Source organism: Serratia sp. HNCC26DJ206 (assembly GCF_057180605.1).
On sequence record NZ_JBXUGP010000026.1, the window covers coordinates 1 to 25,990 of the forward strand.

At 50.1% G+C, this 25,990-nt stretch carries 22 protein-coding genes, 4 pseudogenes and 1 other annotated feature (1 of these 27 cut by a window edge); of the genes and pseudogenes, 7 read left to right on the plus strand and 19 right to left on the minus strand.

Annotated features, from left to right (window positions below):
- Window positions 1-336 precede the first annotated feature (336 nt).
- The gene (locus AC2A1E_RS17300) at window positions 337-642 is read right to left on the minus strand and encodes a type II toxin-antitoxin system HicB family antitoxin (RefSeq protein WP_484384778.1); all 306 of its coding nucleotides are present in this window, start codon (window positions 640-642) and stop codon (window positions 337-339) included.
- Window positions 643-665: 23 nt separating this feature from the next.
- On the opposite strand from AC2A1E_RS17300, the pseudogene AC2A1E_RS17305 reads away from it, so the two are divergent.
- A pseudogene (locus tag AC2A1E_RS17305) lies at window positions 666-1,352 on the plus strand (IS256 family transposase); the annotation flags it as partial.
- A gap of 92 nt (window positions 1,353-1,444) precedes the next feature.
- Here AC2A1E_RS17305 and AC2A1E_RS17310 read toward each other — a convergent pair.
- The 5 genes and pseudogenes from AC2A1E_RS17310 to AC2A1E_RS17330 all read right to left on the minus strand — a co-directional run bounded on the left by AC2A1E_RS17310 (window position 1,445) and on the right by AC2A1E_RS17330 (window position 4,394).
- Complete coding sequence (locus AC2A1E_RS17310; RefSeq protein ID WP_484384779.1) at window positions 1,445-2,485, minus strand: hypothetical protein; 1,041 nt, start codon at window positions 2,483-2,485, stop codon at window positions 1,445-1,447.
- A 132-nt stretch (window positions 2,486-2,617) separates the two neighbouring features.
- Window positions 2,618-2,785 (minus strand): annotated as a pseudogene (locus AC2A1E_RS17315) (phage virion morphogenesis family protein); the annotation flags it as partial.
- Window positions 2,786-2,873: 88 nt separating this feature from the next.
- Window positions 2,874-3,578 carry a hypothetical protein gene (locus AC2A1E_RS17320; protein WP_484384780.1) on the minus strand — a complete coding sequence of 235 codons (705 nt, stop codon included), beginning with the start codon at window positions 3,576-3,578 and terminating at the stop codon, window positions 2,874-2,876.
- Window positions 3,578-3,700, minus strand: a complete 123-nt coding sequence (locus AC2A1E_RS17325; protein ID WP_484384781.1) for a hypothetical protein — start codon at window positions 3,698-3,700, stop codon at window positions 3,578-3,580. Before AC2A1E_RS17325 ends, AC2A1E_RS17320 begins: the two co-directional genes overlap by 1 nt.
- Window positions 3,701-3,929: 229 nt before the next feature.
- Complete coding sequence (locus tag AC2A1E_RS17330) at window positions 3,930-4,394, minus strand: phage virion morphogenesis protein (RefSeq protein ID WP_484384782.1); 465 nt, start codon at window positions 4,392-4,394, stop codon at window positions 3,930-3,932.
- 37 nt (window positions 4,395-4,431) lie between these two features.
- Between AC2A1E_RS17330 and AC2A1E_RS17335 the strand changes: the two are divergent.
- A pseudogene (locus AC2A1E_RS17335) lies at window positions 4,432-5,328 on the plus strand (phage terminase large subunit family protein); the annotation flags it as partial.
- Window positions 5,325-5,699: pseudogene (locus tag AC2A1E_RS17340) on the plus strand (phage portal protein); the annotation flags it as partial. The pseudogenes AC2A1E_RS17335 and AC2A1E_RS17340, both read left to right, overlap by 4 nt.
- Before the next feature lie 188 nt (window positions 5,700-5,887).
- Here the strand turns inward: AC2A1E_RS17340 and thyX are convergent.
- From thyX to AC2A1E_RS17365, 5 genes are all read right to left on the minus strand, one after another.
- The gene (gene thyX, locus AC2A1E_RS17345; RefSeq protein ID WP_484384783.1) at window positions 5,888-6,667 is read right to left on the minus strand and encodes an FAD-dependent thymidylate synthase; all 780 of its coding nucleotides are present in this window, start codon (window positions 6,665-6,667) and stop codon (window positions 5,888-5,890) included.
- 10 nt (window positions 6,668-6,677) lie between these two features.
- The gene (locus AC2A1E_RS17350) at window positions 6,678-7,439 is read right to left on the minus strand and encodes a dCTP deaminase (RefSeq protein ID WP_484384784.1); all 762 of its coding nucleotides are present in this window, start codon (window positions 7,437-7,439) and stop codon (window positions 6,678-6,680) included.
- Window positions 7,440-7,556: 117 nt separating this feature from the next.
- Complete coding sequence (locus tag AC2A1E_RS17355) at window positions 7,557-7,850, minus strand: type II toxin-antitoxin system HicB family antitoxin (RefSeq protein ID WP_484384785.1); 294 nt, start codon at window positions 7,848-7,850, stop codon at window positions 7,557-7,559.
- Window positions 7,851-8,410: 560 nt separating this feature from the next.
- Window positions 8,411-9,190 (minus strand): hypothetical protein, encoded by a 780-nt coding sequence (locus tag AC2A1E_RS17360; RefSeq protein WP_484384786.1) that lies wholly within the window; start codon window positions 9,188-9,190, stop codon window positions 8,411-8,413.
- A gap of 431 nt (window positions 9,191-9,621) precedes the next feature.
- Window positions 9,622-10,200: a hypothetical protein gene (locus AC2A1E_RS17365; RefSeq protein WP_484384787.1), complete on the minus strand. Its 579-nt coding sequence runs from the start codon at window positions 10,198-10,200 to the stop codon at window positions 9,622-9,624.
- A gap of 122 nt (window positions 10,201-10,322) precedes the next feature.
- Here AC2A1E_RS17365 and ribA point away from each other — a divergent pair, with 122 nt between their 5' ends.
- The gene (ribA, locus tag AC2A1E_RS17370; RefSeq protein ID WP_459402595.1) at window positions 10,323-10,913 is read left to right on the plus strand and encodes a GTP cyclohydrolase II; all 591 of its coding nucleotides are present in this window, start codon (window positions 10,323-10,325) and stop codon (window positions 10,911-10,913) included.
- Between the two features lie 53 nt (window positions 10,914-10,966).
- Here ribA and acnA read toward each other — a convergent pair whose 3' ends face one another.
- The 3 genes from acnA to topA form a co-directional block, all read right to left on the minus strand.
- On the minus strand, window positions 10,967-13,639 hold the full coding sequence (gene acnA, locus AC2A1E_RS17375) for an aconitate hydratase AcnA (protein ID WP_484384788.1): 2,673 nt from the start codon (window positions 13,637-13,639) through the stop codon (window positions 10,967-10,969).
- Window positions 13,640-13,816: 177 nt separating this feature from the next.
- The gene (gene cysB / locus AC2A1E_RS17380; RefSeq protein WP_484384789.1) at window positions 13,817-14,791 is read right to left on the minus strand and encodes an HTH-type transcriptional regulator CysB; all 975 of its coding nucleotides are present in this window, start codon (window positions 14,789-14,791) and stop codon (window positions 13,817-13,819) included.
- Between the two features lie 348 nt (window positions 14,792-15,139).
- Window positions 15,140-17,737, minus strand: a complete 2,598-nt coding sequence (topA, locus tag AC2A1E_RS17385; protein ID WP_484384790.1) for a type I DNA topoisomerase — start codon at window positions 17,735-17,737, stop codon at window positions 15,140-15,142.
- 429 nt (window positions 17,738-18,166) lie between these two features.
- Between topA and AC2A1E_RS17390 the strand changes: the two genes are divergently transcribed.
- Entirely contained in the window at window positions 18,167-18,436 is a 270-nt protein-coding gene (locus AC2A1E_RS17390) for a YciN family protein (protein ID WP_484384791.1), read from the plus strand.
- 79 nt (window positions 18,437-18,515) lie between these two features.
- Here AC2A1E_RS17390 and ltrA read toward each other — a convergent pair whose 3' ends face one another.
- Complete coding sequence (gene ltrA / locus AC2A1E_RS17395; RefSeq protein ID WP_484384792.1) at window positions 18,516-19,868, minus strand: group II intron reverse transcriptase/maturase; 1,353 nt, start codon at window positions 19,866-19,868, stop codon at window positions 18,516-18,518.
- 464 nt (window positions 19,869-20,332) lie between these two features.
- Window positions 20,333-21,379: a protease SohB gene (sohB, locus tag AC2A1E_RS17400; protein WP_484384793.1), complete on the minus strand. Its 1,047-nt coding sequence runs from the start codon at window positions 21,377-21,379 to the stop codon at window positions 20,333-20,335.
- Window positions 21,380-21,652: 273 nt separating this feature from the next.
- Here sohB and AC2A1E_RS17405 point away from each other — a divergent pair, with 273 nt between their 5' ends.
- Window positions 21,653-22,414 carry a YciK family oxidoreductase gene (locus tag AC2A1E_RS17405; RefSeq protein WP_484384794.1) on the plus strand — a complete coding sequence of 254 codons (762 nt, stop codon included), beginning with the start codon at window positions 21,653-21,655 and terminating at the stop codon, window positions 22,412-22,414.
- A 13-nt stretch (window positions 22,415-22,427) separates the two neighbouring features.
- Window positions 22,428-23,018 (plus strand): cob(I)yrinic acid a,c-diamide adenosyltransferase, encoded by a 591-nt coding sequence (gene cobO, locus AC2A1E_RS17410; protein ID WP_484384795.1) that lies wholly within the window; start codon window positions 22,428-22,430, stop codon window positions 23,016-23,018.
- A 47-nt stretch (window positions 23,019-23,065) separates the two neighbouring features.
- Here cobO and rluB read toward each other — a convergent pair whose 3' ends face one another.
- The 3 genes from rluB to rnm all read right to left on the minus strand — a co-directional run bounded on the left by rluB (window position 23,066) and on the right by rnm (window position 25,674).
- A complete protein-coding gene (gene rluB, locus AC2A1E_RS17415) occupies window positions 23,066-23,971 on the minus strand; it encodes a 23S rRNA pseudouridine(2605) synthase RluB (RefSeq protein WP_484384796.1) in 906 nt (301 codons plus the stop codon).
- Between the two features lie 153 nt (window positions 23,972-24,124).
- Window positions 24,125-24,745, minus strand: coding sequence for an L-threonylcarbamoyladenylate synthase (locus tag AC2A1E_RS17420; RefSeq protein WP_484384797.1), 621 nt, complete (start codon window positions 24,743-24,745; stop codon window positions 24,125-24,127).
- A 41-nt stretch (window positions 24,746-24,786) separates the two neighbouring features.
- Entirely contained in the window at window positions 24,787-25,674 is an 888-nt protein-coding gene (gene rnm / locus AC2A1E_RS17425; RefSeq protein ID WP_484384798.1) for an RNase RNM, read from the minus strand.
- Window positions 25,675-25,938: 264 nt separating this feature from the next.
- Window positions 25,939-25,990: a sequence feature (Trp leader region), on the plus strand; it runs 52 nt beyond the window's last position.

The following is a 25,990-nucleotide window of genomic DNA, read 5'->3' on the forward strand; positions in this document are numbered from 1 at the left end:
AGGCAGGGCTATAGCCCTGCCTGCCAACTGTTTTGATTCCAGCTCTGTTGTTGAACTCTACCAGTACGACTGGATGAGTACGTTGCCGCTGTAGTTCCCGTATTGCCAGCATGCAAGAACTACGCTCAAATCAACAAAACCCGACTTACCTGCCAGACGAGTTGCGAATGTGCGCCAGCACACATTCGCAACGCATTTTATGCAGAATGAGGGTAATATCATTTCCCTACAGCAGCCAAGCCTGAGTCATGCAAGTTTTAATAAGAAATCCCCGCAGTGACCACATTTCGAATAAATATCCTCCGGCATAGCAGGAGGGTATTTATTTGCGCGGGATTAAGAGTGCTTTTCGATAACCAGATCAACACCTTCATTAAGCAATTCATTGATGGATTGCCCGGTCGCCTGTGCCGCTACTGCTAACGCCTGATGGCGTTCTGGCGAGAGGCGGGTAGTTACTTTGCCGCTGTAGGTTTTATACGGCGCAATACCGTCTTTCCGGCACTCATCCAGGAAGATCGCCAGTGAGGTGGCCCCTTCTTTTTTGAGCTCTTCCACGCTGTAGGCGTAAAAATCTGCCCCACCATTCAGCCCGATAAACTCGCCCCGGAACATTTCGATCTCCGGGTCAAAGCTGATCACGGCAATATGACCGTCGATTCCACAATGGTAGCGTCATTAACAAGGCAGTGTTCCTGGCCCTGGGGATTAAGACCGAGGGCAAAAAAGAGCTTCTGGGCATGTGGCTGGCCGAGAATGAAGGGGCCAAGTTCTGGCTCAACGTCTTGACCGAGCTGAAAAATAGGGGTCTTCAAGACATCCTGATTGCTTGTGTGGATGGCCTGAAAGGCTTCCCCGATGCGATAAACAGCGTCTATCCGCAAACTCACATCCAGCTGTGCATTATCCACATGGTGCGTAACAGCCTGAAGTATGTGTCGTGGAAAGACTATAAAGCGGTCACCAGTGGGTTGAAAACGGTGTACCAGGCTCCAACAGAGGAAGCGGCTCTGATGGCGTTGGACAAGTTCGCAGGCGTCTGGGATGAGAAATACCCGCAAATCAGCAAAAGCTGGCGTACTCACTGGGAAAATCTCAACACGTTCTTCGGTTATCCCGCGGATATCCGCAAGGCCATCTACACGACCAATGCTATCGAATCGCTGAACAGCGTGATCCGGCAGGCGATTAAGAAGCGTAAAGTATTCCCGACAGACGACTCAGTGCGAAAAGTGATTTATCTGGCAATCCAGGCGGCGTCGAAAAAATGGAATATGCCGATCCAGAACTGGCGGTTGGCGATGAGTCGTTTTATTATCGAGTTCGGTGACCGCTTAGACGGTCACCTTTAATAGGTTGGCAGTTACACAGAGTTATGGACAGGCTCCACATGGACATATGACGCATATATCCATGTACTCTATACAACAACTCCAAAAACTTTTCACTTGTTTTTTATTTTCTTTACCATGCTTATTAATTTACGCGGGCTAAATTTCAATCCCTGCCATTTAAATTCACCAATCTTCAAAACCCCATCTAAAATCTCTATATCTCCCTTATCCCTCTGCATACAATCAACCAATAATAACTTCCCTTTCATTTCATCAACTCGACTTTGGAGCATATGTATTGTGGCATTTTTATACTCAATAATACTATCTTTCATCGCTATTTGATTTTTAAAGTTCTCCACTTGAAACAAAACACTTTGGTGGAAAAACCTTTCCTCAGTAGAAAGTAAGATTGATTTGTCAAAGGAGTAATCTAAATAAGGGGCAAACAAATATTGATGAAGCAAACTCTCTATCTCTCTCTTTATATTAGCATCACTTTCCTGAGTAATGTATAGCATGGTACTCCCATCACTTTTGTTTTCAGATGAAACTAAAGCATTGAAGCCAAGAATACTCAGCAACTCTCCGAACCAAACCAAATACTGGCAACATATTGATTTATATTCATCCGGGAAGTTAAATCTTTTAGTGATAGCTGAACCATAAAAAGGCTCAATCAACTCACGGACTGTCAAATTAATTATTTCTTTTATTTTCACTAGGGCCGAAATTTTCAATACCGCCGCTTTACCAGAGACCAGATAGTAATCAAAGTCGATATATACACAGCTATTCATTTCCTCTATTTCATTACGAACTTCAAGCCCATTCTCGACAGATTTTTTAGTAAGAACCTTAATAAATTCATTTACTCTAAATGGATAGTCCCACTCTATTAGCTTCACATCAACACCAAAGGTCACCTTTAATTGACCGTGTTGCTTTATAATATCAAAAAAAATGACATCAAACTTGCTTGAGGATATCCCATGGTAATTTAAAAAAAAGCCCTCTGGGATGTCTTCAGCGTCGAACAGCCAGATACGTTCCATAACGTCAAATAGGGCACTCTCTTGATCAACAAGTTCTTCCCCTACAGAATCAACCAGATAAAACCCACCGTTCTTTTCTATTAGTTTGTCACTCATAATCTCGCCCGCTCTTTACCAATCTGAATTTAAAAACTCTAGCATGCAAAATTAAAAACTTAAGAAAAAAACCAAGAAATCATATTATCACTTGAAAATAATCTCATAAATTTTATTTTCAATATTGGCTTTTTAACATTCACTAAAGCCAAATAGATACCTTGCATGGTACCTCACCTCTTGGCTATGCCGATTTGGCCGATCCCGCAACCCCTCCTGATGCACTCGCGCAATCCGCTGCACGCGCCCGATAAACGCCACCGTCGCCTCGTTGGCGCTGCCGCTGGCCTGCATATAGCGAATTCATTCATTTCATTCGCTCACGGACCAAATAATAAAAATTAAAGGAGGACATTTGGGGCTCCAGCCTCACCACCGTTATGAAACTCTAGAAATCAGTTACATCGTTATTATCGATTTCTGACGTGACAGAGCCTTTGACCAACATGCGTTCCCCAAGCAACTCGTAGCGGTAAGCTTGCATATTATCATCGTCTTCATAGAGTTGGTTTCCGCCTTCGTTTTCCAGCTCTCTGTTTATCAACAACCCACAGGCTTTCATGAAGCCAATTGCAGCATGTATCTCAGAATACGTCATGCCGGTTTTTTGATAAATCTTGGCGTTTGTCACAACTGAAAATGATTTATAGTTAGAGCGAATAAATAGTAGGTAAAGAAAAAGTTTCAATGCGTTTAGCTCATAATCATAACGATTATGGAACGAGGCAAAAGCAGTAATGACTCCCCTTACGTCAAGCAAAGGTCGAGCAGGGATCTTAGTCCAGCCCTTATAATTTGCATCCTGCATAAACATGTATCGTTTCTTTTTAGCTCCATCTACGGCTATCAAGTTTAGTACCTGTAACCGTTTTATGCCGGAACTAACTAGAGTGCGACTTAGCCCTGCCATTTCTGTCATTTCGTCGTAGGTCAGTGAAACCCCGTCACATACTCCATGTGTCTTAATCTTGATAGCGAAAAGTATATACAACTTCATAGCTGCAATGTCCCTAGAAGGTTGCCTAGGGTTCAACCTTTTCAGTCCATCGAAACGGATAAAAAACGCGGGGATCGGTACCCAATGGAAAATCATCAGAGCATCCTTAACAGAACAATACTGATAACCGCGATACCGAAAGCGAGCAGCATCAGGGTAATTTGTGGTGCTGCGCTGATGATTGTTTGCAGGAGCAAAATGAGCTTATCTGCGTTCATAAATAATCCTCTCAGTTGTGTTTGAGATGATTATGTGGAGTAGAAGAGCGCGGCACAAGCAGCAAAGACATAGTTTTTCTAGAAATAAAAGATTGGAATAAAATTTTTTAATTATTATATATCAATTAGATATAATATATTATCAGTCCATGAGCTTACTAGATTGGTCCACGTGATTGTTCAAAATATGCCCAATAAGGTGTTTTTTTAGTCAAAAGAAACCTTTGATTTAAGAAAAACACTCAAGATTTTTCAAATAGGACAAGATAACCACCTTCACACATTCCCCATCTGTCTTACTAAGTCCCAACAATGGCCGCACCTCATACTGTACGTCTTTGCTGTGGCGGTTTGGTCTGTCCCGTAACCCCTCCTGATGCACCCGTGCGATACGTTGCACGCACCCAATAAACGCCACCGTCGCCTCATTACTGCTACCGCTAGCCGCCATGTAGCGGTTGGTGCGCATCTTGGTGAACATCGCGCGCTTAACCCGCCCTTTCTTGCCGCGTACTGGCTGGCGTTTACGGCTGGCATACGGGGTGCCATCGGGGGCTTGTTGGCGCTTGATGCGTTGCTGTTGGCGGGTGCGTAACCGCTTGGCAATCTCGGCGGCCATCTTGCGGCGACTGGCCGATGACAGGCTGGCAATCAGTCCCGCCAGCCTGTCATCGAACGGTTTAAATTCATTCATCCCATTCACTCACCAACTCACCATTAACATAGAGCTGCATCCGTTCTGGTCGGGCGAACTGTTCAACAAGGGTCGCAAAAGCACCAAAGAACATGTGGAAATCGACATTAGCCACAGCGCGTTAGCCGCAGGGAAACTGTGCGCCGACGGCCAGTGGCGGCAGATTGTCACCATTGAGGACGCGCTCGCCAGTGGCTGTGATTTGTTTGACCTGGATACGCTGAAACGTGAAAACAGCGCCGACGATTTCCGCAATCTGTTTATGTGCGAATTCGTGGACGATAACGCCTCGGTATTCCCGTTCGAGGAGCTGCAATGTTGCATGGTGGACAACCTGGAAGAGTGGACGGACGTAACCCCCTTTGCCGCGCGACCTTTCGGTGACCGCCCGGTGTGGGTAGGTTATGACCCGTCACACACGGGCGACAGCGCCGGGTGTGTGGTACTGGCCCCGCCGATGGTGGCGGGCGGCAAATTCCGCATTCTGGAGCGCCATCAGTGGAAAGGCATGGACTTTGCCGCGCAGGCCGAGGCTATCGAAACCCTGACAAAGAAATACTGCGTTGAGTACATCGGTATCGATGCCACCGGCATCGATCAGGGGGTGTTCCAACTGGTGCGGGCGTTCTACCCGGCAGCGCGGGAAATCCGCTACAGCCCGGAGGTCAAGACCGCCATGGTACTGAAAGCCAAAGACACGATTGGCAGTGGCCGCCTGGAGTACGATATCGCCCACACCGACATCACCAAGTCGTTTATGGCCATACGCAAAACCATGACCGCCAGCGGTCGCAGCGCTACCTATGAAGCCAGCCGCAGCGAGGAAGCCAGCCACGCCGACGTGGCATGGGCCACCATGCACGCGCTGTTAAACGAACCCCTCACCGCCGCCAACGGCCAGCCGTCCAAGTCCATTCTGGAGATTAACCCATGAGTAAACGCAACCGCCGCAAGACGACAGTGACAGCCGCACAGCCGGTGCAGACGACGCAGGCGTTCACCTTTGGCGAACCGTCGCCGGTACTGGACAGGCGTGACATTCTGGATTACACCGAGTGCATCGGTAACGGTAAATGGATAGAGCCGCCGGTGAGCTTTGCCGGGTTGGCGAAAAGCCTGCGCGCCGCCGTCCATCACAGCTCGCCGATTTACGTCAAACGTAACGTATTGGCAAGCACCTATCTCCCGCACCCGTTGCTTTCACAACAGGATTTCAGCCGCTTTGTGCTGGATTATCTGGTGTTCGGTAACGCCTTTTTAGAGAAGCGCCTGAGCGTCACCGGCAAGCTATTGAAGCTCACCACCTAAATAGGTAGACTTATAGTGCAAAAAAATAAATCTCAGCAGTACTTTTATTAATGGGAAACTAGTCAGTGTGAAATATTTAGGAGGTGTCATATATCTTGGTGGTATTTTTGCGCTTGTTCCTTCCACGCTGGATCTTCAAGCGCATAATCAATTAGTATTTACGATTTTTTATATGGTAAACAACTCTATTTTTTTAAATTCACCACTTTAGCATTACAAGTTTTTCCATTTAAGACTTTAAAGTCTTGAAATAAGGCTGGAGCGTCATGGCTAACTATGCTATATATTTTCTCAGAAACCATTCTCATTTCAGAATCACCATCCAGAGAACCTCGCATTTTTAGAAAATGGCGAATGGCCCGTGCGTTAGCAGTAACAATAATTTTTGTTTCTGTTGCATTCGGTAATATTGATCTCGATGCACTTCTTAGCGCCCTCATACTTTCCTTTTTAGAGTAGTCATCCATTTTCTGATTAATTTTTATATTTAATAGAGACAATTTATAAAACTCAAGGCAAGTTTCAATGTGTTTTTTCCACGCATCAAAAAGCTCAGGATTGTTTTTTACCTCAATTGGAACTACAAATTCAGCGTCAGATTCGTCATGGTATTGCTGGGATAATTGGCTATAAGAAAACCCCGCACGGTGACGAACTAGTTGGTGCGTAAAAGCTCTAGAAACACCAGTAATTAGAAAAGTCCAGTTTAAATGCTCAAGCACACTTTCATGTCCTTGATCAATTAAATTCATTATATATTGAGCGCTATTCTTCGGAGATTGATTTAACTCCCCAAAAGACATGTAACAGAGTCGCCCAGAAGCTTCAACAAGGTGTTCGGCATCAGTGGCAACTCCTTTCTGGACCCAAGTGAGACCGTTTTCATTGAGGAAGTCTGTGAAAACGTCTTGCTCAAAATTCGGGTGGGAAATACATCTTATTGATAACTCTGCAATTTTTATCATTTCATAACCATCATTTAACAGCTCTTGTGGAGATTGTAGCACTTTGCTTTGGCTCTCGTGAATTTAGAAGTATGATTTCTTTGTTTAAATTTTCTATTTTTTCCTCTTGTTGTTTGATGCTTTGTTTTAAATCTTTTGTATTATCCAAATATGATGATATTATTGTAAATGATACTGGTACTGCCAATCCAACAATAGAAATCATTATGGCAACTAGGACAAAAAGTCTTACGGACCATTTTGACAATACCTTCCCAAGTGCAAAAATTATTCGCGTATTTAATCCAGCGAAGTCTTTACCCATCCTGCTCAATTGATCTTCATCAACCCGTGTAACTGAACTCCCCTGATATCCTGACGTCATGGATGATGTCTTGAATAACAACAGTCTTGCTACTGCATCTTGCTCTCTTAGGTTAAAGGTTTCCTTGGACATGTTCACAAGATATAAAGTGATTATTCCTTTGTATCCTGGGTCAACATGACCGGGGTTTGTCATTATAACTCCATTTTTCGATAGAGTGTTTTTAGGAAATACAATGCCAGAAATTTCATTTGATAATGAAAATACCTCATTAATTTCCAAGATAACAGTTTCACCTGGAGCAATTGAATGGGATTTTTTTGTTTTATTATTTTCAGGGATGTGAATTAATTTTATTGTTAAGTCAATGCTTGAAGGTTGCACCTTGAAGTTTGACACGTTGGCATTAGTTAGATCGAAAACATTCCCTAAACTCAACTCTGCATGTAAATCATTTCCAGCAAGCATTTAGTTATTCCCTGTTAGTAACAACTATAAATGTAATATTATTTGGTAATCATTTTATTATAATAATCGGTTTGTAATAAAATTAACATCTTTAATCTATTGAGTAATCGAAACAATCTACTTTCCATTAATTAGCATACCATGACTGAACCCACGTCCGCTTCTGGCTGGCGAGAGGCGGGTGGTCACTTTGCCGCTGTAGGTTTTATACGGCTCAATACCGTCTTCCCGGCACTCATCTAGGAAGAGCGCAAGTGAGGTAACCCCTTCTTTTTTGAGTTCTGCCACGCTGTCGGCATAAAAATCTGCACCGCCATTCAGCCCAATAAACTCGCCCCGAAACATTTTGATCTCCGAGTCAAAGCTGATCACAGCGATATGACCGCCAATTTTCAGTGTGTTACTGATCATGGTTTAATTCCTAAACTGTCCAACCAGTTCCTGATGGTGTTACCAGGATGATGAGGGGGCAACATAAGCCGACCATTCTGCCACGCTCTGAGAGCGTCGCTATTGCCCCACATCACTGATGTTAAGGGGATTTAGATGCGATGATAAATCGTTGTCACAAGCCGCTGACGGCGATTTTCAAATGACGTAACACCGCCTGCGCGCAATGCTATCCCCGCCACGCCTGCCCGCTTCGGGTGTCGATTTTCATGCAATTGCCTGACCCAGTCAAGGCCGCACTAGTGCTGGCCTGAAACACAAAATCCCTAAATACATTACTCATGCATTATGATGCATTTTGAATGCATGAGTTGATAAAGAGAAATGCATCAAATATTCCTCAGTGAGCACAATTATATTCTTTTCATAAGATTATTTCATAATTGAGCCCCTTCTTACAATATCGAACCACCAATTCTTACACGAAAAATTGCAAACCGTAGAACTTGGTAACGTAAAAATTGATTTTTCACTGTAATAACCTTGCTACCTCCCCAAAATAAAAAAACCTCCAGACAAACTTAATTAATAGTCCTGGTCGCAACGGAGCTTAAGAAATCATTCATAATCCCCTCTTTTTCGAAATAGGACTTCATTTTTATTGATGCTTCCTCACCACTCAACTTAATAAGAACACTTTGACAGTTGTAATTTACAAGTATTTTATCAGTTTCATCACTGTATTCCTTTTTAGCTTTCTCTATTTCACAGATTTTGTTAGCCTCCTTTATTTTTTCCTCTTTCATTTTTAGCCTTTCATTTTTATTAATTTCCGCCGTATTCAACCTATCAATTAACCCTGGCAACTCGGAATTTATTACTCGATTTAATTTCTTTACATCATTTGAGTTAAGCTCACTTAACTCCTTGGTGTTAACAACTTTATTAATCAAGCAGTCATTCATTTCCTTGACCGCCAAACTAACATTATTACACTTGTTACTTGCAATAAGCATAAACTGAGACAGCAAGTGACCTCTCAACTCAGAATATTGCTTGGTGTATTTCACCTGTATAGATTTAAAATCTTTTTTTGCAGACTCCGCTTCCTCCCTTGCTCTCCCAACCTCTCCAGACAATTTATCAAGCTCTATTGTTTTTTCATTTAGCGATTTATTTAAGCCAACCAATAACTTGTCTTTTGTGTCAATTTCTAATGTTTTCTTTGCAATTTCCTCATCAAGAAGCGCTTTTTGATAAATAGGCAAAACCGTGTAGAAATAACCAAAAACAGCCAAACCTAAAATACCAATCTGTGAAAAATTCGCAGATCTTGAGGCCCAATCATCTACTTTTGACATTCTAACAATCCGTTGTGCAGTGAGTATAGCCCCTGATGATAAACCATATATCACTCGCCCTTCCATCCCTATAGGCTATGAAATGTAATTTTCATATGGCGTACCTTTTACATTTCCTCACAAAATCCCGGCCACTCATCGAGGGCAGGATATGAATACTGCTTGCCGTCAAAACTAACTCTACCCCCGCGAGCTAAAACCCACAAATACCAGGACTCGGAAGTGATACCATTCCGCTCCAGATCCAGACGGATTTTAGGAATACGGTCACGTTCCGCCGACGTCAGGCGAGCTGAGGAGCACCAACTCGTGATTTATCGCGGCTTTTGGTGCACTGCTGGCCTTTGGTAATTGCCCCCTCACAGCGTCCTTGAGCACCTTGGCGACGTCGGGATCATCCCAGCTAACACCACCGCTCTCAATCAACTTCATCACCGCCGTGACGTACTCAGGCGGCGCAATCTGCAAAACTGGCTCTGTTCTCGCTGAACCTCCCCACAGTTATTGACAGGACTCCGAGGCGCGCCAGAGGCGCTTTTTGAAGTCAAAAGATCTAAATCAACGTCAACGGCTTTACGGACAATGCGCCATTCTGTTGTATGGGTTTCAAATAAGTGACCAGAGCCAAGATGCGGCGCGAAGATACCGACCACCTTCTGCACCTCTTCATCATAGGCGTTCGGCTCATCGGCCACCTTGCGCGCGACACGTACTGTCTGAACGTCACGCGGGACATTTGCACCACCCTGCCCGGCAATGTACGCCGCAAAGTCACCGGCAGAAGCCGCCGCGCGAACCGCTTCGACTCGCTCGTCAAAAGTCTCGGCCAAGCTAATCCGGCGCAAGCAATCAGCACGGCACTCGCGGTAAGCGCCCATGGTTGGCACACCGAGAGATTTAAACTGCGGAATACGCCACGTAGAAGCCCAGGAAGTGACAGCGGCGGCCATATCCCGCAGCGGCTTACCCATATCCTGCCAGACAAGTTGCAAATGTGCGCCAGCACACATTTGCAACGCATTTTATGCAGAATGAGGGTAATATCATTGCCCTACAGCCAAGCCTGGGTCATGCAAGTTTTAATAAGAAATCCCCCGCATTGACGGGGGGTGCAAAGTCAGTGGAGAGTAACATGCAGCTTAAACGAGTGGCAGAAGCCAAACTGCCAACGCCATGGGGTGATTTCCTGATGGTGGGATTCGAAGAACTGGCAACCGGGCAAGATCATCTGGCGCTGGTGTTCGGTGATATTTCCGGCGAAATACCGGTACTCTCACGCGTCCATTCCGAGTGTTTAACCGGCGACGCGTTGTTCAGCCTGCGCTGTGACTGTGGTTTTCAACTGGAAGCGGCGCTGGAGCGCATCGCGGAAGAAGGGCGTGGCATTCTGCTCTATCACCGCCAAGAAGGCCGTAACATCGGTCTGCTGAATAAGATCCGTGCCTATGCCCTCCAAGATAAAGGGGCGGATACGGTAGAAGCCAACCATCAGCTCGGTTTCGCTGCGGATGAGCGTGACTTCACCCTGTGTTCCGACATGTTCAAACTGTTGGGTGTGAATGCCGTGCGCCTGCTGACCAACAACCCGAAAAAGGTTGAGATCCTGACCGAGGCGGGTATCAACATCACCGAACGCGTGCCGTTGATCGTTGGCCGTAACCCGAAAAATGAACGCTACCTGTCCACCAAGGCCGCCAAAATGGGGCATTTGCTGGATAAGTAACTGCTGGTGATGAAACATTCATTCAGGGCGCCATCGCGGCGCCCTGAATATTTCTACAGCATCTTGCGGATCACATAGTGCAAAATGCCATCGTTTTGGTAGTAGGTTAACTCATTGCCCGTATCAATACGGCAGCGGGTATTCACCACCTCATGCCGACCATCGGCATAGGTGATATGCACCGGCACCGTCTGGCCCGGCGTCAGGGCCTGCAAACCACTGATGCTGATCTGCTCTTCTCCCGTCAACCCCAGCATTTTACGCGTCATCCCCTGCGGGAACTCCAGCGGCAGAATGCCCATACCAATCAGGTTAGAACGGTGAATGCGCTCGAAGGATTCAGCGATCACCACACGCACGCCCAGCAAACGCGGGCCTTTGGCCGCCCAGTCGCGGCTGGAGCCGGAGCCGTATTCTTTACCAGCAATCACCGCCAGCGGCACCTGCTCTTGCTGATACTGCATGGCGGCGTCATAGATCGACATCTGATTTTGCGACGGAAGATGGCGGGTATAGCCCCCTTCTACGCCCGGTACCATTTCGTTGCGGATACGAATATTGGCGAAAGTCCCGCGCATCATCACTTCGTGGTTGCCACGGCGTGAACCGTAAGAGTTGAAGTCATTCACCTCAACGCCGCGCTCGCTCAGGTAACGCCCTGCCGGGCTGTCGCTTTTGATATTACCCGCAGGCGAGATATGGTCAGTGGTGACTGAATCTGCCAGGATCGCCAGAATACGGGCGTTTTTGATGTCCTGCACCGGGTCCGGTTGCGCTTTCATGGTGCTGAAGAATGGCGGATGGCGAATATAGGTAGAATCCGCTTGCCACTGATAGGTCGCCGAACCGGTAACCTGGATCGACTGCCAGTTCGCATCACCATTAAACACTTCGCTATATTCCTTGTGGAACATCTCAGTGCGCACCTCCTCCACCGCCTGAGCAATTTCTTTACCGGTTGGCCAGATATCTTTCAGATAGACCGGCTTGCCGTCATGCCCTTCCCCCAGCGGATCCTTGGTCAGATCGACCTTCATGTTACCCGCCAGCGCATAAGCCACCACCAGCGGCGGTGAGGCCAGCCAGTTGGTTTTCACCAGCGGATGGATTCGCCCTTCGAAGTTGCGGTTGCCGGACAGCACGGCACCCACGGTGAGATCGCCAGCTTTAATGGCCTGCTCAATCGGCTCAGGCAACGGCCCGGAGTTGCCAATGCAGGTGGTGCAACCGTAGCCCACCAGATTGAAACCCAATGCCTCCAGATACGGTGTCAGTTTGGCGCTGTTGAAATATTCAGTGACCACCTTGGAGCCAGGAGCCAGCGAGGTTTTCACCCAAGGCTTGGTTTTTAAGCCCTTCTCTACCGCTTTTTTCGCCAGTAAACCAGCGGCCATCATCACGCTTGGGTTGGAGGTGTTGGTACAGGAAGTGATTGCCGCGATCACCACCGCACCGGTATGCAGCTCGTGCTGCTGGCCGTTCAGCGTGAAGCTCTTGGTTTGCAGCTTATCTTTCTGGCTGCCTAACTCCAGTTCAGTGGCTGCATTAAACGCTTGCGGCACCTGTGGCAAGGCGACGCGATCCTGCGGGCGCTTAGGCCCTGCCAGGCTGGCTTCAACCGTCGACATATCCAAGGCCAGAGTGCTGGTGAAGACCGGTTCGTCGCCAGGATTACGCCACATCCCTTGCGCTTTGGCATAGGCTTCTACCAGAGCGATTTGCTCGGCGCTGCGGCCACTTAACTTCAAATAACCCAGGGTGACGTCGTCCACAGGGAAGAAACCGCAGGTCGCGCCGAATTCTGGTGACATATTGGCGATAGTGGCACGATCCGCCAGCGGTAAATCGGCCAACCCGTCACCGTAAAACTCAACAAATTTACCCACCACCCCGTGCTTGCGCAGCATTTGGGTGACGGTCAACACCAAGTCAGTGGCAGTGATCCCTTCGCTCAATTTGCCGGTCAGTTTAAAACCGACAACGTCAGGGATCAGCATCGACACCGGCTGGCCCAGCATCGCGGCTTCCGCTTCGATCCCCCCTACGCCCCAGCCAAGAATGCCCAGGCCGTTAATCATGGTGGTGTGAGAATCGGTGCCGACCAAGGTATCCGGGTATGCAATACGCTGGCCGTTCTCTTCGGTATGCCAGACGGTTTGCCCCAGATATTCCAGGTTAACCTGGTGACAAATGCCGGTGCCCGGCGGCACTACGCGAAAGCGGTTGAAGGCTTTCTGCCCCCAGCGCAGGAAAGTGTAACGTTCGTGGTTGCGCTCCATTTCAATGCGCACGTTCTCGGTAAAGGCACCGTCATCGCCAAACTCATCGACGGTAACCGAGTGGTCGATTATCAGATCCACCGGTGATAGCGGATTTACCTGATCGACGTTACCCCCCAGGCGCTGCACCGCCTCGCGCATCGCTGCCAGATCCACCACCGCCGGAACGCCGGTAAAGTCCTGCATCAGCACACGCGCCGGGCGGTAGGCAATCTCACGATCGGCATGGCCGGTTTGCAGCCAACTGACGAGCGCCTGCAAATCGCCCTCCTGCACCGTGTCGCCATCCACATGGCGCAGCAGATTTTCCAACAGCACCTTCATTGATTTCGGCAGCCGGTCAATATCCCCTAACTGTCTGGCCGCCAGTGGCAGGCTGTAGTAGTGATACTCACTATTCAGCACCACCAGCTTATCCATACTTGTTTCACGCAGATTGGGTGACATAGCTCCTCCATTTTTATTATGTCAAAACAGGGTAATTACTGAGGTCTGTTTAAAGATAACACAGACTCGGTTTTAACATTTTTATAACAACAGAATTAAATCCAACGTGCGGGGTATTGCGGGGCAAAGGGGATGGGATGAAAAACGGGCCGGTAAAATACCGGCCCGCAGTAGAGATTATTTTACTGGCAGCTTGATATCCTGGAACATGGCTTCAATGTCTTCATTCGAACGCAGCGCCACGGCGGTATCCACCACGTCACGAGTCAGGTGTGGCGCAAAGCGCTGAATAAAATCATACATATAGCTGCGCAGGAAAGTACTGCGGCGGAAACCGATCTTGGTGGTGCTGTAGGTAAAGATATCGCTCGCATTCAGGGTGACCAGATCGGGATCCTGTACCGGATCCACCGCCATGCTGGCAATCACCCCTACCCCTAGCCCCAAACGCACGTAGGTTTTTATCACATCAGCATCGGTAGCGGTAAACACGATGCGCGGCGTCAGCCCGGCACGGTTAAAAGCGGTATCCAGCTCAGAACGGCCGGTAAAACCAAAGGTATAGGTAACGATCGGGTAAGCCGCTAACTCTTCAATGGTGATGTGGCTCTTTCCAGCCAAAGGATGATCGGGCTTCACAACTACCGCGCGGTTCCAGTGGTAGCACGGCAGCATGATTAAGTCGTCGTACAGGTGCAGCGCTTCGGTGGCGATGGCAAAATCGGCGGAACCTTTGGACACCGCTTCGGCGATCTGCGTCGGCGAACCTTGGTGCATGTGCAACGACACACGCGGATAACGCTCAATAAAGCCTTTAATCACGTTGGGTAGCGCATAGCGTGCTTGGGTATGCGTGGTGGCAACGTATAGCGAACCTTTATCAGGATAGGTATGCTCGCCAGCAACGGCTTTAATCGCATCGACTTTGGATAATACTTCGCGAGCAATACTAATGATTTCCAAGCCAGCGGGCGTCACCTGAGTAAGGTGCTTACCGCTACGGGCAAAAATCTGGATGCCGAGCTCATCTTCCAGCATTCTCACCTGCTTACTGATACCCGGTTGAGAGGTATAAAGGCCTTCTGCCGTAGAAGAGACGTTCAGGTTATGATTCACCACTTCTACGATGTAACGCAGTTGCTGCAATTTCATATCTTATACCATCCTAGGTTAAACACTGCGGCTTGCCGCAGCCAGGTATCTCGGTATCGATCCAATATGCTGAATAGTCACAAGCCCTAAACACAGTGATTTCGCCCAGATGCTGAAGAAAACGCCGTTATTAATAAGCTTTGGTCATAAGAAAAATTTTTATATAACTACTATATCATGTTGCTGCATCAAGTATAGATCCAGGCCGCTTTGAAATAACGATTATTTCGCATCAGCGTCTGCTCTTCAAGCACTGCAAAAGCAGCAATAAACCGGGCCTCTCCGCTTCTTTAGCCAAAAAAAACCAGCCGCATTGGGCTGGTTTCTGATTCTGCCTAAATGGCCGGTTTATTTCTTACCTTCAACCCATTTGCCATCCACATAGAAAGCGGTCCAGCCCGTGGCTTTACCGTCTTTCTCTGAAGAGACATATTGCTGCTTGGTTTTACGGCTAAAACGCACCATGGCTTTGTTACCTTCGGAATCAGCGACTGGCGCATCGGCCAGATAGCGCAGTTTTTCCGGCAAACGATCCTTGAAGCGTTGCAGTTCTTCCACCAGTGGCGCACGGGTTTCGCGCGATTTTGGGAAAGTATTGGCCGCCAGGAACACGCCCGCTGCACCGTCACGCAGTACAAAGTAGGCGTCTGATTTCTCACACGGCAACTCTGGCAGCGGAACCGGATCTTCCTTCGGTGGTGCAACATCACCATTACGCAGGATTTTACGGGTGTTCTTACAGGTGTCGTTGGTGCAGCCCATGTACTTACCGAAACGCCCCATTTTCAGGTGCATTTCAGAACCGCATTTTTCGCACTCAACGATCGGGCCATCGTAGCCTTTCAGGCGGAATTCGCCTTCTTCGATCTCATAACCGTCACAGGCTGGGTTATTACCGCAGACATGCAGTTTACGCTGGTTATCGATCAGATAGCTGTCCATCGCGGTGCCGCATTTCTGGCAGCGGCGACGGGCACGCAGGGCGTTGGTTTCCGCATCATCCCCTTCCAGGATGTTTAGCACTTCTGTTTCCGGCACCAAGTTGATGGTGGTTTTGCAACGCTCTTTCGGCGTCAGCGCATAACCGGAACAACCGAGGAATACGCCGGTGCTGGCGGTGCGGATACCCATCTTGCGGGCACAGGTCGGGCAATCAATGCTGGTCATCACCATCTGGTTCGGGCGCATACCGCCCTCTTCCGGATCTTTTTCCGCCGTTTCCAGTTGCTCGCTGAATTCAGCAAAGAACTCATCAAGCACCGCTTTCCATTCAGCCTGGTTGTTGGCTACCTGATCCAGGCCGCTCTCCATGCGCGCGGTGAAGTCATAGTTCATCAGTTCGCGGAAGTTCTCTTCCAAGCGATCGGTGACGATTTCACCCATTTTTTCCGCGTAGAAACGGCGGCTTTCAACCCGCACATAGCCACGATCCTGAATGGTCGAGATGATCGATGCATAGGTTGACGGGCGACCAATGCCGCGTTTTTCCAGTTCTTTCACCAACGACGCTTCGCTGTAACGCGCAGGTGGCTTGGTAAAGTGCTGGCTTGGGATCAGTTTTTGCAGATCCAAATCCGTACCAACTTCAACAAACGGCAAGGTACGATCTTCATCGCCTTTGCGCAGCGCTGGCATGACTTTGGTCCAGCCATCAAAACGCAGCGTGCGGCCCTTGGCGCGCAGTTGGAAGTCACCGGCTTTCACCGTCAAGGTAGTGGAGTCGTACTGCGCTGGCGTCATCTGGCAGGCGACAAACTGGCGCCAAATCAGTTGATACAGTTTCTGCGCATCCGCTTCCATATCTTTTAGCTGTTCAGCCAACACGCTGACATCAGAAGGACGAATCGCTTCGTGCGCTTCCTGCGAGTTTTCTTTGCTGCTGTACTGGTTAGCGGCCGGCGGCAAATATTTATCACCGAAATTGTCGCCGATATAACCACGCACCATGCTGAGCGCATCCTGGCTCAGGTTGGTGGAGTCGGTACGCATGTAGGTAATGTGACCCGCTTCATACAGACGTTGCGCCATCATCATGGTTTTCTTCACGCCAAAGCTCAGGCGGGTGCTGGCAGCCTGTTGCAGCGTGGAGGTAATGAAGGGTGCGCCCGGCTTGCTGCTGGTCGGTTTGTCTTCACGATCCTGCACCTGGTAGCGGGCTTTTTCCAGCAGCTTAAGCGCTGCATGGGTTTGCTCACGGTTAACCGGTTTGAACGGTTTATCGTGGGCATGGGTCACTTCCATCTGCAGTGCGACATTATTCTTCGCCAGCAGATCGGCATGCAATTCCCAGTATTCTTCCGGCACGAACGCCTTGATATCGCGCTCGCGCTCCACCACCAGACGCACCGCCACCGATTGCACTCGCCCCGCAGACAACCCACGTGCAATTTTTTTCCACAGCAATGGCGATACCATGTAACCCACCACGCGGTCCATAAAGCGACGCGCCTGCTGTGCGTTAACACGGTCAATATTCAGTTCACCTGGGGCCTTGAAGGCCTGTTGGATAGCGTTTTTGGTGATTTCGTTAAACACCACGCGGCTAAAGCGTTTATCGTCCCCACCGATCACTTCCCGCAGGTGCCAGGCAATGGCTTCCCCTTCGCGGTCAAGGTCGGTTGCGAGATAAATATGGTCGGCATTTTCTGCTAACGATTTTAACTCGGCGACAACTTTTTCTTTACCCGGCAGAATTTCGTAATGCGCCTTCCAGCCATGATAAGGATCGACGCCCATACGATTGACCAGCGCCGTCTTCTCATCTTTCTTAACTTTCTTTTTGGCTTTGTCTTCGGTTGATTCAGCGCTCTTTTTGCTGGCTGATCCACTGGTCGGCAAATCACGGATGTGACCGACGCTGGACTTCACCACGTAATCACTTCCTAAGTATTTATTAATAGTTTTGGCTTTTGCCGGGGACTCAACTATTACGAGAGCTTTGCCCATATTTACCTTTACCTAATTTTATTCTTCTAAAAAGAAGCCATTTATCTCGCCGTACCGCGGCAATTCGTATCTCTTTTTTATATTGCGGCACTTTGGCAAGAGGTCAACCTGTTTTTTCTAATGGCTGCACGATTGCTTAACTTGACCGCAAGCAAGTTGCCAATTTTGTCTGTTTTACACCCGCGCCCAGAAGCCAGGCCACACGTGGCCCCCGCAAAGCGTAAACAAATCCTTCCACCAGAAGCTACAAAATCCCACACTCTACCTGATAAAAAGCGGCACGCAACTTAATTAGCACGGAAAGCGATATTTCGCCAATGACCACCTGCCACTGGCTCCATCCAGACGGCAATTAAACCTTAATCGGTTTGCGGATAAACGCGAACCGGCGTTAGAATACCGGCAGAATTTTTGTTTGGAGCGTAATAAATGCGAGCGACAACTCAGCCTATTGAACGGGAAGCCCTGTTGGCAGAAGCCAATAACATCATCCGCCAACACGAAGATTATCTGCACGGAATGGTAGCCACCGACGTTGAACAAAAAAGTAACGTTCTGGTTTTCCGTGGCGAATTCTTTTTAGACTCAGACGGCTTACCCACCGCAAAAACCACTGCGGTATTTAATATGTTTAAACATTTAGCCCACGTGCTTTCCGAGAAATATCATCTGGTCGGTCAGGATCGGGATAGGGGCTGATCTCGCGACCAGCCTCCTCCCACACCACCGTACATACGGGTCCGTATACGGCGGTTCGGTTATGTTGATCGTCGCCTACCTATAACTCTGGCAGGCCCAGTCTCATAAACACGATGTTCGGCAGGGCTATGTTCAGTGCTGGGCTATTACTTATCCGCCACTGTTTATGGCAACTCCCCACCGTCTGCGCCGCCAGGTCTTTCCTTACCCCCCGGCTGCGCAGCTCTTTATAACGCTTGCTGCCCGTTTTCCACTGTTTCCAGAGCACACTTCGCAGCCTGCGTCTTATCCATCCGTTCAGCTCTCGCATTATCGATGGCCACTCGTTCATCCCGTAGTAACTTTTCCACCCCATCAGATACCCCTTTAATGGCTGGATTAGCTGCTCAAGACTTCTCCCTGTGTTACGCCCCGTCAGTTCCCTTACCCGCATTTTGAACCGTTTCACCGAGTCCGGCGACACCACGCACCTGACCTTTCTGCCCCTTCTGAAGCTGTAACCCAGGTACTTACGCGTTTCCGGCTGCGCTACCGCGCTCTTCTTCGCGTTCACCTTCAGTTTCAGTTTTCGGCTCAGCCAGTGTGTCAACCCCACCATCACACGGCGGCCTGCCCGTTCACTTTTCACGTAGATATTGCAGTCATCTGCATAACGCGCGAACTTCAGACCACGTTTCTCCAGCTCCTTATCGAAGTCGTCCAGCAGCAGGTTCGATAACAGCGGCGACAGTGGGCCGCCCTGCGGCGTCCCTTCTGTCACCGGCCTTACCAGACCTGCTTCCATCACACCTGCCTTCAGGAACCTGCGGATAAGTGACAGCACCCGTTTATCCGACACCCGTTTCGCTATCCGGCTCATCAGCACGTCGTGATTCACCCGATCAAAGAACTTCTCCAGATCGAGGTCTACTACCCAGTGATACCCTGAACCGATATAGTCCTGAGCCTGTTTCACTGCCTGATGGGCCGAGCGTCCTGGCCGGAACCCATAGCTGTTATCGCTGAACGACGCATCCCATTGCCCCTGCAACACCTGCATCATCGCCTGCTGGATAAAGCGATCGACTACCGTCGGGATACCCAACAGGCGTTCGCCGCCGCCGGGTTTCGGGATGCTCACTCTTCTCACCGGGAATGGGCAGTAACTGCCGGACAGCAGTTGCGCTTTTAGTTCCGGCCAGTGGTGTTTCAGGTAGTCCGGCAGGTCGCTTACGCGCATGCCATCACTTCCCGCCGCACCTTTATTGGCCTTCACTCTTTTCAGGGCTTGCTTGAGATTGACTGGTTCACAGATGGCTTCCATCAGCCATGCTGTTGACGACGGACTTTCTCTGGTCGTCGGTGCCTGTACGGTTTCAGCCCCCTGAGAACCGACGTTCGGGGCTTCACCCCGTCTTTCTGCTTCAGGGCCGCGATGCGTTTTCTGCTGCATGACCGTTCAGAACCTCCGCTGATACTCGTCACTCATTACCGTTCGGGCCTTCCGACAGTACTGTCTTACTATGCCCTCTGCTGACTCCTGTCCGCCGATCAGCGCACCTTACGGTGCGCTCAGTTCTGAATGCAGAACGCCGGACAGGCCTCCCGGGGTAAGCTCAGCCGCTTTCACCACACACCTGCCCAATCTACCACCCCGGCTCTTGATGGTTATGGCCTTTGCAATCATTGGCTTGCTCTGCCAGCCGGGTAGGCCTTATATCGGGTTTCTGTTCGTCAGGTCATGGTTTTGATTCGCGCTTCCTTCAGACCCCGCCTCACGACGACGCCCTTGCGCTTCACTAGTCCTTCGCCACCATCAGGCTGGACAGGGGACTTTCACCCCCGAGCTGCTGAGCATGCCCGGCACACCATAAAAAACGGGGGCCAAAGCCCCCGTGACGTTATCTCTACCGATATTCAGAGCAACGGTTTTTCACCGCGCTGCCACCAACGCAGCAGCAGGCGATCGACACTTTCTGCCGCGCTGCCGGTAAAGCGATCGAGCAGACGTTTGCGGCGGGTATAACGCACACCGATCACCTCATGATTTTCCATCTCGGCAATCAGCAGATCGTCGCTGGTCCCCACCGCGTCAATCAGCCCTTTGTCTTTCGACTGAGTGCCAAACCAGTGTTCACCGGTCGCCACGCTGTCGATATCCAATGAAGGGCGTTGCTGATGGACAAACTGTTTAAACAGTTCATGGGTTTCATTCAGCTCTTCACGGAACTTTTCACGACCTTGCTCGGTATTCTCACCAAACAGCGTCAAAGTACGTTTAAATTGCCCGGCGGTATGCAGCTCAACATCGATCTCATTCTTCTGTAACAAGCGATGGAAGTTGGGGATCTGGGCCACAACGCCGATCGAACCGATAATGGCAAAGGGGGCCGCCACAATGCGATCGGCCACGCAGGCCATCATATAGCCCCCGCTAGCAGCGACTTTATCCACCGCGACCGTCAGGCGGATGCCACCTTTACGCAAACGCTCCAACTGTGAAGCCGCCAGGCCATAACCGTGCACCACGCCGCCAGGGCTTTCCAACCGCAGCAGCACTTCATCCTGAGCCGTTGCCACGGCCAGCACGGCAGAAATCTCTTCACGCAGAGAAGTGACTTCATGAGCGTCCATACTGCCTTTAAAATCGAGCACATACAGGCAAGGTTTACTGGCTTCTACCGCGCCGGATTTGGCTCGGCTCTTTTTCAGTTTTTCATCGGCCTTGATTTGTTTCTTGAACTGCTTGCTCCACGCTTTTTGTTCCGCAGCCCCCATACGAGCCAAGCGCATTTCACGCTGCATTTCACGATACTGTTCACCCAGATCGGTAAGCTGTAACTCCCCTTTCTGCTGACTTTTGCGATGCCCCAGGCTCACCGCCAACAACACCAGCGCAGCAATGGCAATCACCACCGTGGCAACTTTAGCCAGGAAAAGGCCGTAAATAGATATAAACTCCACAGATTCCGCCTTTATTTACAGTTTGTTAGTATGACTTGGTTCATTTTAACCAATTGCTGCTACGGCTGTCGCGGCCAAATGAAAATTCCTTGTGATTGCACCTTCACTATGGTTTTTTCATAGAGACAAGCAAGCCTCTTTTGTTACAAAAGAATGCCGATTCTGCGGGCTAATCATTGAAAATGCGATCCATTTCAGGCATATAACACGCATTATTCATCAAACTGATGATCCCCTACACAACCATCGGCACTCCCTGCGCGAGGAGCTACTGTGCATTATCAACCGAAACATGACCTACTCGAACAACGCATTATCCTGGTAACTGGCGCGGGCGACGGCATTGGCCGTGAAGCGGCCTTGACCTACGCACGTTTTGGCGCGCAACTGATATTGCTGGGGCGTACTGAGAGTAAACTGCGGGCGGTACAGGCGGAAATTGCCGCTGGCGGCGGTGCACCAGCCCAGATTATTACACTTGATTTATTGCATCTCACTCCCGAACAATGCCAGCAGGTAGCCAACGAGTTAACAGCTAAAGTGCCGCGCCTCGACGGTGTGCTGCACAATGCCGGGCTGCTGGGCGATATCGCCCCCATGGCCGAGCTTTCGATGACGATGTGGAACGAGGTGATGCAAGTCAACGTCAATGCTACCTTTATGCTCACTCAGGCGCTGCTGCCGTTGCTGCTGAAATCCAGCTCAGGTTCTCTGATTTTTACCAGTTCCAGCGTGGGCCGGTTGGGCCGTGCCAATTGGGGCGCTTATGCGGTTTCCAAATTCGCCACCGAGGGGATGATGCAGGTGCTGGCAGATGAGTATAAAACGCGTAACTTGCGGGTAAATTGCATCAATCCAGGCGGAACACGCACGCAAATGCGCGCATCTGCCTTTCCTGATGAAGACAAAAGTAAGCTGAAAACCCCGGCCGAGATCATGCCGTTATACCTGTATCTGATGGGGGATGACAGCCGCCGTAAAACCGGCATCAGCTTCGATGCCCAACCTAACCGCAAACCCGGCGCAGCCGAATAAGGAGCCTATTTAAATGGCTGAAGAACGTCACCAGCAGCGTCAGCAACGCTTGAAACAACAGGTGGATGCACGCATTGCCGCCGCCCAGGATGTGCGTGGTTTACTCATGATATTTACCGGCAACGGCAAAGGCAAAACCACGGCAGCGTTTGGCACGGTCACCCGCGCGGTGGGTCACGGCATGAAAGCTGGCGTGATCCAGTTTATCAAAGGCCAATGGCCAAACGGTGAGAAAAACCTGCTACAACAACACGGTGTGGAATTTCAGGTGATGGCGACCGGTTTTACCTGGGAAACTCAGGACAAAGAGAGCGATACCGCCGCCTGTCAGGCCGTTTGGCAGCATGGCAAGCGTATGCTGGCTGACAGCAACCTGGATCTGGTGCTGCTGGATGAGTTGACCTATATGGTGAGTTACGGCTATCTGGAGCTGGAGGAGTTGCTGGAGGCATTACATCAGCGCCCTGCACATCAGACGGTGATCATCACCGGGCGCGGTTGCCACCGTGATTTGTTGGAACTGGCGGATACCGTCACAGAAATGCGGCCGGTGAAGCACGCGTTTGACGCCGGGATCAAAGCACAACAAGGGATCGATTGGTAACAAAAGGCGCATAGCCCTGCCATTCAGCAGGGCTACGCGAGCAGATCTTAACTACGTTTGGAAGGCTTTGCCGGTTTACCCGGCTTGCTGCCTGGCGCACCACGGCGACTGCCGGTTGCAACCTGGCTGTGGCGCTTCACCGCACGGCGGATCTGATTGGCTTTCACCCGGCGGCGTTCACGCTCAACCGGCAGCTTGCTGACGGTTTCTGGCGTCAGTTCCACCAGCTCACGCAGATAGTTGATCGCCTTCAAATCCAGCTCGGTCCAGCCGCCACGCGGTATTCCTTTAGGCAGATCGATATCACCGTAGCGCACACGAATCAAACGGCTGACCTGAACGCCAACCGCTTCCCACAGACGGCGAACTTCACGGTTACGCCCTTCGGTCAGGGTAACGTTATACCACTGGTTGATGCCTTCGCCACCCTGGAAACTGATGGTGCGGAAGGCTGCGGGGCCATCTTCCAGCTGTACACCTTTGCTCAGTTGCTTGAGCTTTTCGTCGTCGATCTGGCCGAACACGCGCACCGCATATTCGCGCTCAACTTCGCGGCTTGGGTGCATCAGGCGGTTGGCCAGTTCACCGTCGGTGGTGAACAGCAGCAGGCCGGAGGTATTGACGTCCAAACGCCCTACCGCCACCCAGCGTGAACCACGCAGCTTTGGCAGACGATCGAACACCGTTGGACGGCCTTCAGGATCGCTACGCGTACAAAGCTCACCTTCTGGCTTGTAATACGCCAACACGCGGCACACCGCTTCTTCGGATTCTTTGATAGAGACCACATGACCATCCATACGAATTTTCATCGCAGGAGTCACTTCGACACGATCGCCCAGCTTGGCAATTTTACCGTCGACGCTGACACGGCCAGCTTCAATCATGGTTTCGATTTCACGACGCGAACCATGACCGGCACGCGCTAAAACTTTCTGTAACTTTTCGCTCATTGAGCAACCTCTAGTGTCGCCTTCACAGGCGTCGGGGGGATTTTGCGGCCGCATCCCAGCAGGAATGCGGCCGCAAAAGTAATCTTTTTGGTTAAAACCAACCGTTCATTATACAGCCTTTATCCGAGGTTGGAATCGTCTTCGTCGGGGTGTTTATCGAAAGGGGGCAGGATCGCCCGCTCCTTCGCGCACCACTTCCGGTGCAGATTCAGTCAGATCGATCACCGTAGTCGGTTGCTGACCAAGGAAACCACCGTGGATCACCAGATCCACCTGCTTGCCCAAGTGCTCACTGATCTCTTCCGGATCGGACTCGGCAAAGTCATTGCCCGGCAGCATCAACGTGGTCGACATCATCGGCTCGTTCAGCATTTCCAGCAATGCCAACGCGATAGGGTTGGAAGGCACACGCAGACCGATGGTTTTACGCTTGTCGTTCATCAGGCGACGCGGCACTTCTTTAGTCGCTTTCAGAATAAAGGTGTAATTACCCGGCGTATTGTTCTTAATCAGGCGAAACGCCGCGTTATCCACATAGGCATAGGTCGACAGTTCAGACAGATCGCGGCACATCAGGGTGAAATTGTGGTTGCCATCCAACTGGCGGATACGGCAAATACGCTCCATCGCCGTCTTTTCTTCCAATTTGCAGCCCAGCGCGTAGCCAGAATCCGTTGGATAAACAATCACCCCGCCCTTGCGTAGCACTTCAACCGCCTGGTTAATCAGGCGCTGCTGCGGATTATCTGGGTGAATATAAAATAACTGGCTCATCTGTTACTCCTGAAAATGATACATGCTGGCAACGCGAAAGCTTATTGGGCGGCGGTTTTCGCCTGCTGCGGCCAGTCACGCCACACCGGCTCAACGCCGCCGGGCAGCCACAGCTTCCGTCCCAGTTCGATCCACGAACAGGGCTGATGAAAATCAGAGCCCTGTGACGCCAATAATTGGTAATCCTGAGCATATTTAGCCAGCAACGTGCGCTCATGCGGCGCCTGCTGACACTGCGCCACTTCCATCGCATCCCCGCCGTTTTCGGCAAAGTGTGCCAGCAAACGCTTGAGCCACTTGGCCGTCAGTTCGTAGCGGCCAGGGTGCGCCATCACGGCTTGCCCACCAGATTGATGAATCACATCAATAGCTTGTTCTATTGTACACCACTGTGGCGGAACATAGCCGGTTTTCCCTTTAGCGAGATATTTCTTGAATACCTGCGCCATATTATCGGCAACGCCGGTTTGCACCAGATAGCGGGCGAAGTGACCGCGCGTAACCGCGCCTTTCCCCGCCAGTTGCTGTGCTCCGTTGTAAGCATCGGGAATGCGCGCTTTTGCCAGCCGCACGCCAATCTCCTGCGCACGCAGATTGCGGCGCTGCGTCTGTTCAAACAACAATTGAGTCAGTGCCGGATGGGTAATGTCCATACCTAAACCAACGATATGAATCTCATGGTTTTCCCACAGGGTGGAAATCTCCACACCGTTGACCAGTTGCAGCGGTAACGCCTGTTGCGCGATCGCCGCTGCGGCCTCTGCCAAACCGTCGATGGTGTCATGATCGGTAATCGCCAACACGCCAACGCGCATCTCGGCGGCGCGCTGTACCAGTTGCGTCGGCGTCAGATAGCCGTCGGAGGCAGTGGTATGGCTATGGAGATCGTACAAGGTAAAAGCGGAAGACTGTGGGCTGCTGTCTGTCAAAAGAAATATCCTGCAATGGCTTGGCTTTCTATCATAACCGTTATGCGAGGTTGGACGGAAATCTATTATCCCTGCACTTTCCACACTCAACTGCCCGTCGGTGATAAATGTTAATGAAAATATTTCACACCTGAAGCTAAGCTGTTGTGTGAAAAGAGGGTTGACTTTACACTCTCGAACTAGTTTACTAGTACACAAGTTCACGGTAATGACCGTGCTGGATGATAATCAAGAGAGCATAAGATGATTAAGCAAACTTCTCTTCTTCGTTGGTGGCGTACCTCCCTTTCACGGGCGGAGTAATCACGCATACCTG

Bases quoted from the DNA above. Each gene is read 5' to 3' on its own strand.
- AC2A1E_RS17325 (WP_484384781.1), bottom strand. From the start codon at position 3,700: ATGAACGCAGATAAGCTCATTTTGCTCCTGCAAACAATCATCAGCGCA.
- thyX (WP_484384783.1), bottom strand. From the start codon at position 6,667: ATGATAAAAATTGCAGAGTTATCAATAAGATGTATTTCCCACCCGAAT.
- ltrA (WP_484384792.1), bottom strand. From the start codon at position 19,868: ATGCAGCAGAAAACGCATCGCGGCCCTGAAGCAGAAAGACGGGGTGAA.
- AC2A1E_RS17330 (WP_484384782.1), bottom strand. From the start codon at position 4,394: ATGAATGAATTTAAACCGTTCGATGACAGGCTGGCGGGACTGATTGCC.
- AC2A1E_RS17355 (WP_484384785.1), bottom strand. From the start codon at position 7,850: ATGATCAGTAACACACTGAAAATTGGCGGTCATATCGCTGTGATCAGC.
- cysB (WP_484384789.1), bottom strand. From the start codon at position 14,791: ATGAAATTGCAGCAACTGCGTTACATCGTAGAAGTGGTGAATCATAAC.
- AC2A1E_RS17310 (WP_484384779.1), bottom strand. From the start codon at position 2,485: ATGAGTGACAAACTAATAGAAAAGAACGGTGGGTTTTATCTGGTTGAT.
- AC2A1E_RS17350 (WP_484384784.1), bottom strand. From the start codon at position 7,439: ATGCTTGCTGGAAATGATTTACATGCAGAGTTGAGTTTAGGGAATGTT.
- topA (WP_484384790.1), bottom strand. From the start codon at position 17,737: ATGGGCAAAGCTCTCGTAATAGTTGAGTCCCCGGCAAAAGCCAAAACT.
- acnA (WP_484384788.1), bottom strand. From the start codon at position 13,639: ATGTCACCCAATCTGCGTGAAACAAGTATGGATAAGCTGGTGGTGCTG.
- AC2A1E_RS17320 (WP_484384780.1), bottom strand. From the start codon at position 3,578: ATGATTTTCCATTGGGTACCGATCCCCGCGTTTTTTATCCGTTTCGAT.
- AC2A1E_RS17390 (WP_484384791.1), top strand. From the start codon at position 18,167: ATGCGAGCGACAACTCAGCCTATTGAACGGGAAGCCCTGTTGGCAGAA.
- AC2A1E_RS17420 (WP_484384797.1), bottom strand. From the start codon at position 24,745: ATGAGCCAGTTATTTTATATTCACCCAGATAATCCGCAGCAGCGCCTG.
- rluB (WP_484384796.1), bottom strand. From the start codon at position 23,971: ATGAGCGAAAAGTTACAGAAAGTTTTAGCGCGTGCCGGTCATGGTTCG.
- AC2A1E_RS17360 (WP_484384786.1), bottom strand. From the start codon at position 9,190: ATGTCAAAAGTAGATGATTGGGCCTCAAGATCTGCGAATTTTTCACAG.
- cobO (WP_484384795.1), top strand. From the start codon at position 22,428: ATGGCTGAAGAACGTCACCAGCAGCGTCAGCAACGCTTGAAACAACAG.
- ribA (WP_459402595.1), top strand. From the start codon at position 10,323: ATGCAGCTTAAACGAGTGGCAGAAGCCAAACTGCCAACGCCATGGGGT.
- AC2A1E_RS17365 (WP_484384787.1), bottom strand. From the start codon at position 10,200: ATGTGTGCTGGCGCACATTTGCAACTTGTCTGGCAGGATATGGGTAAG.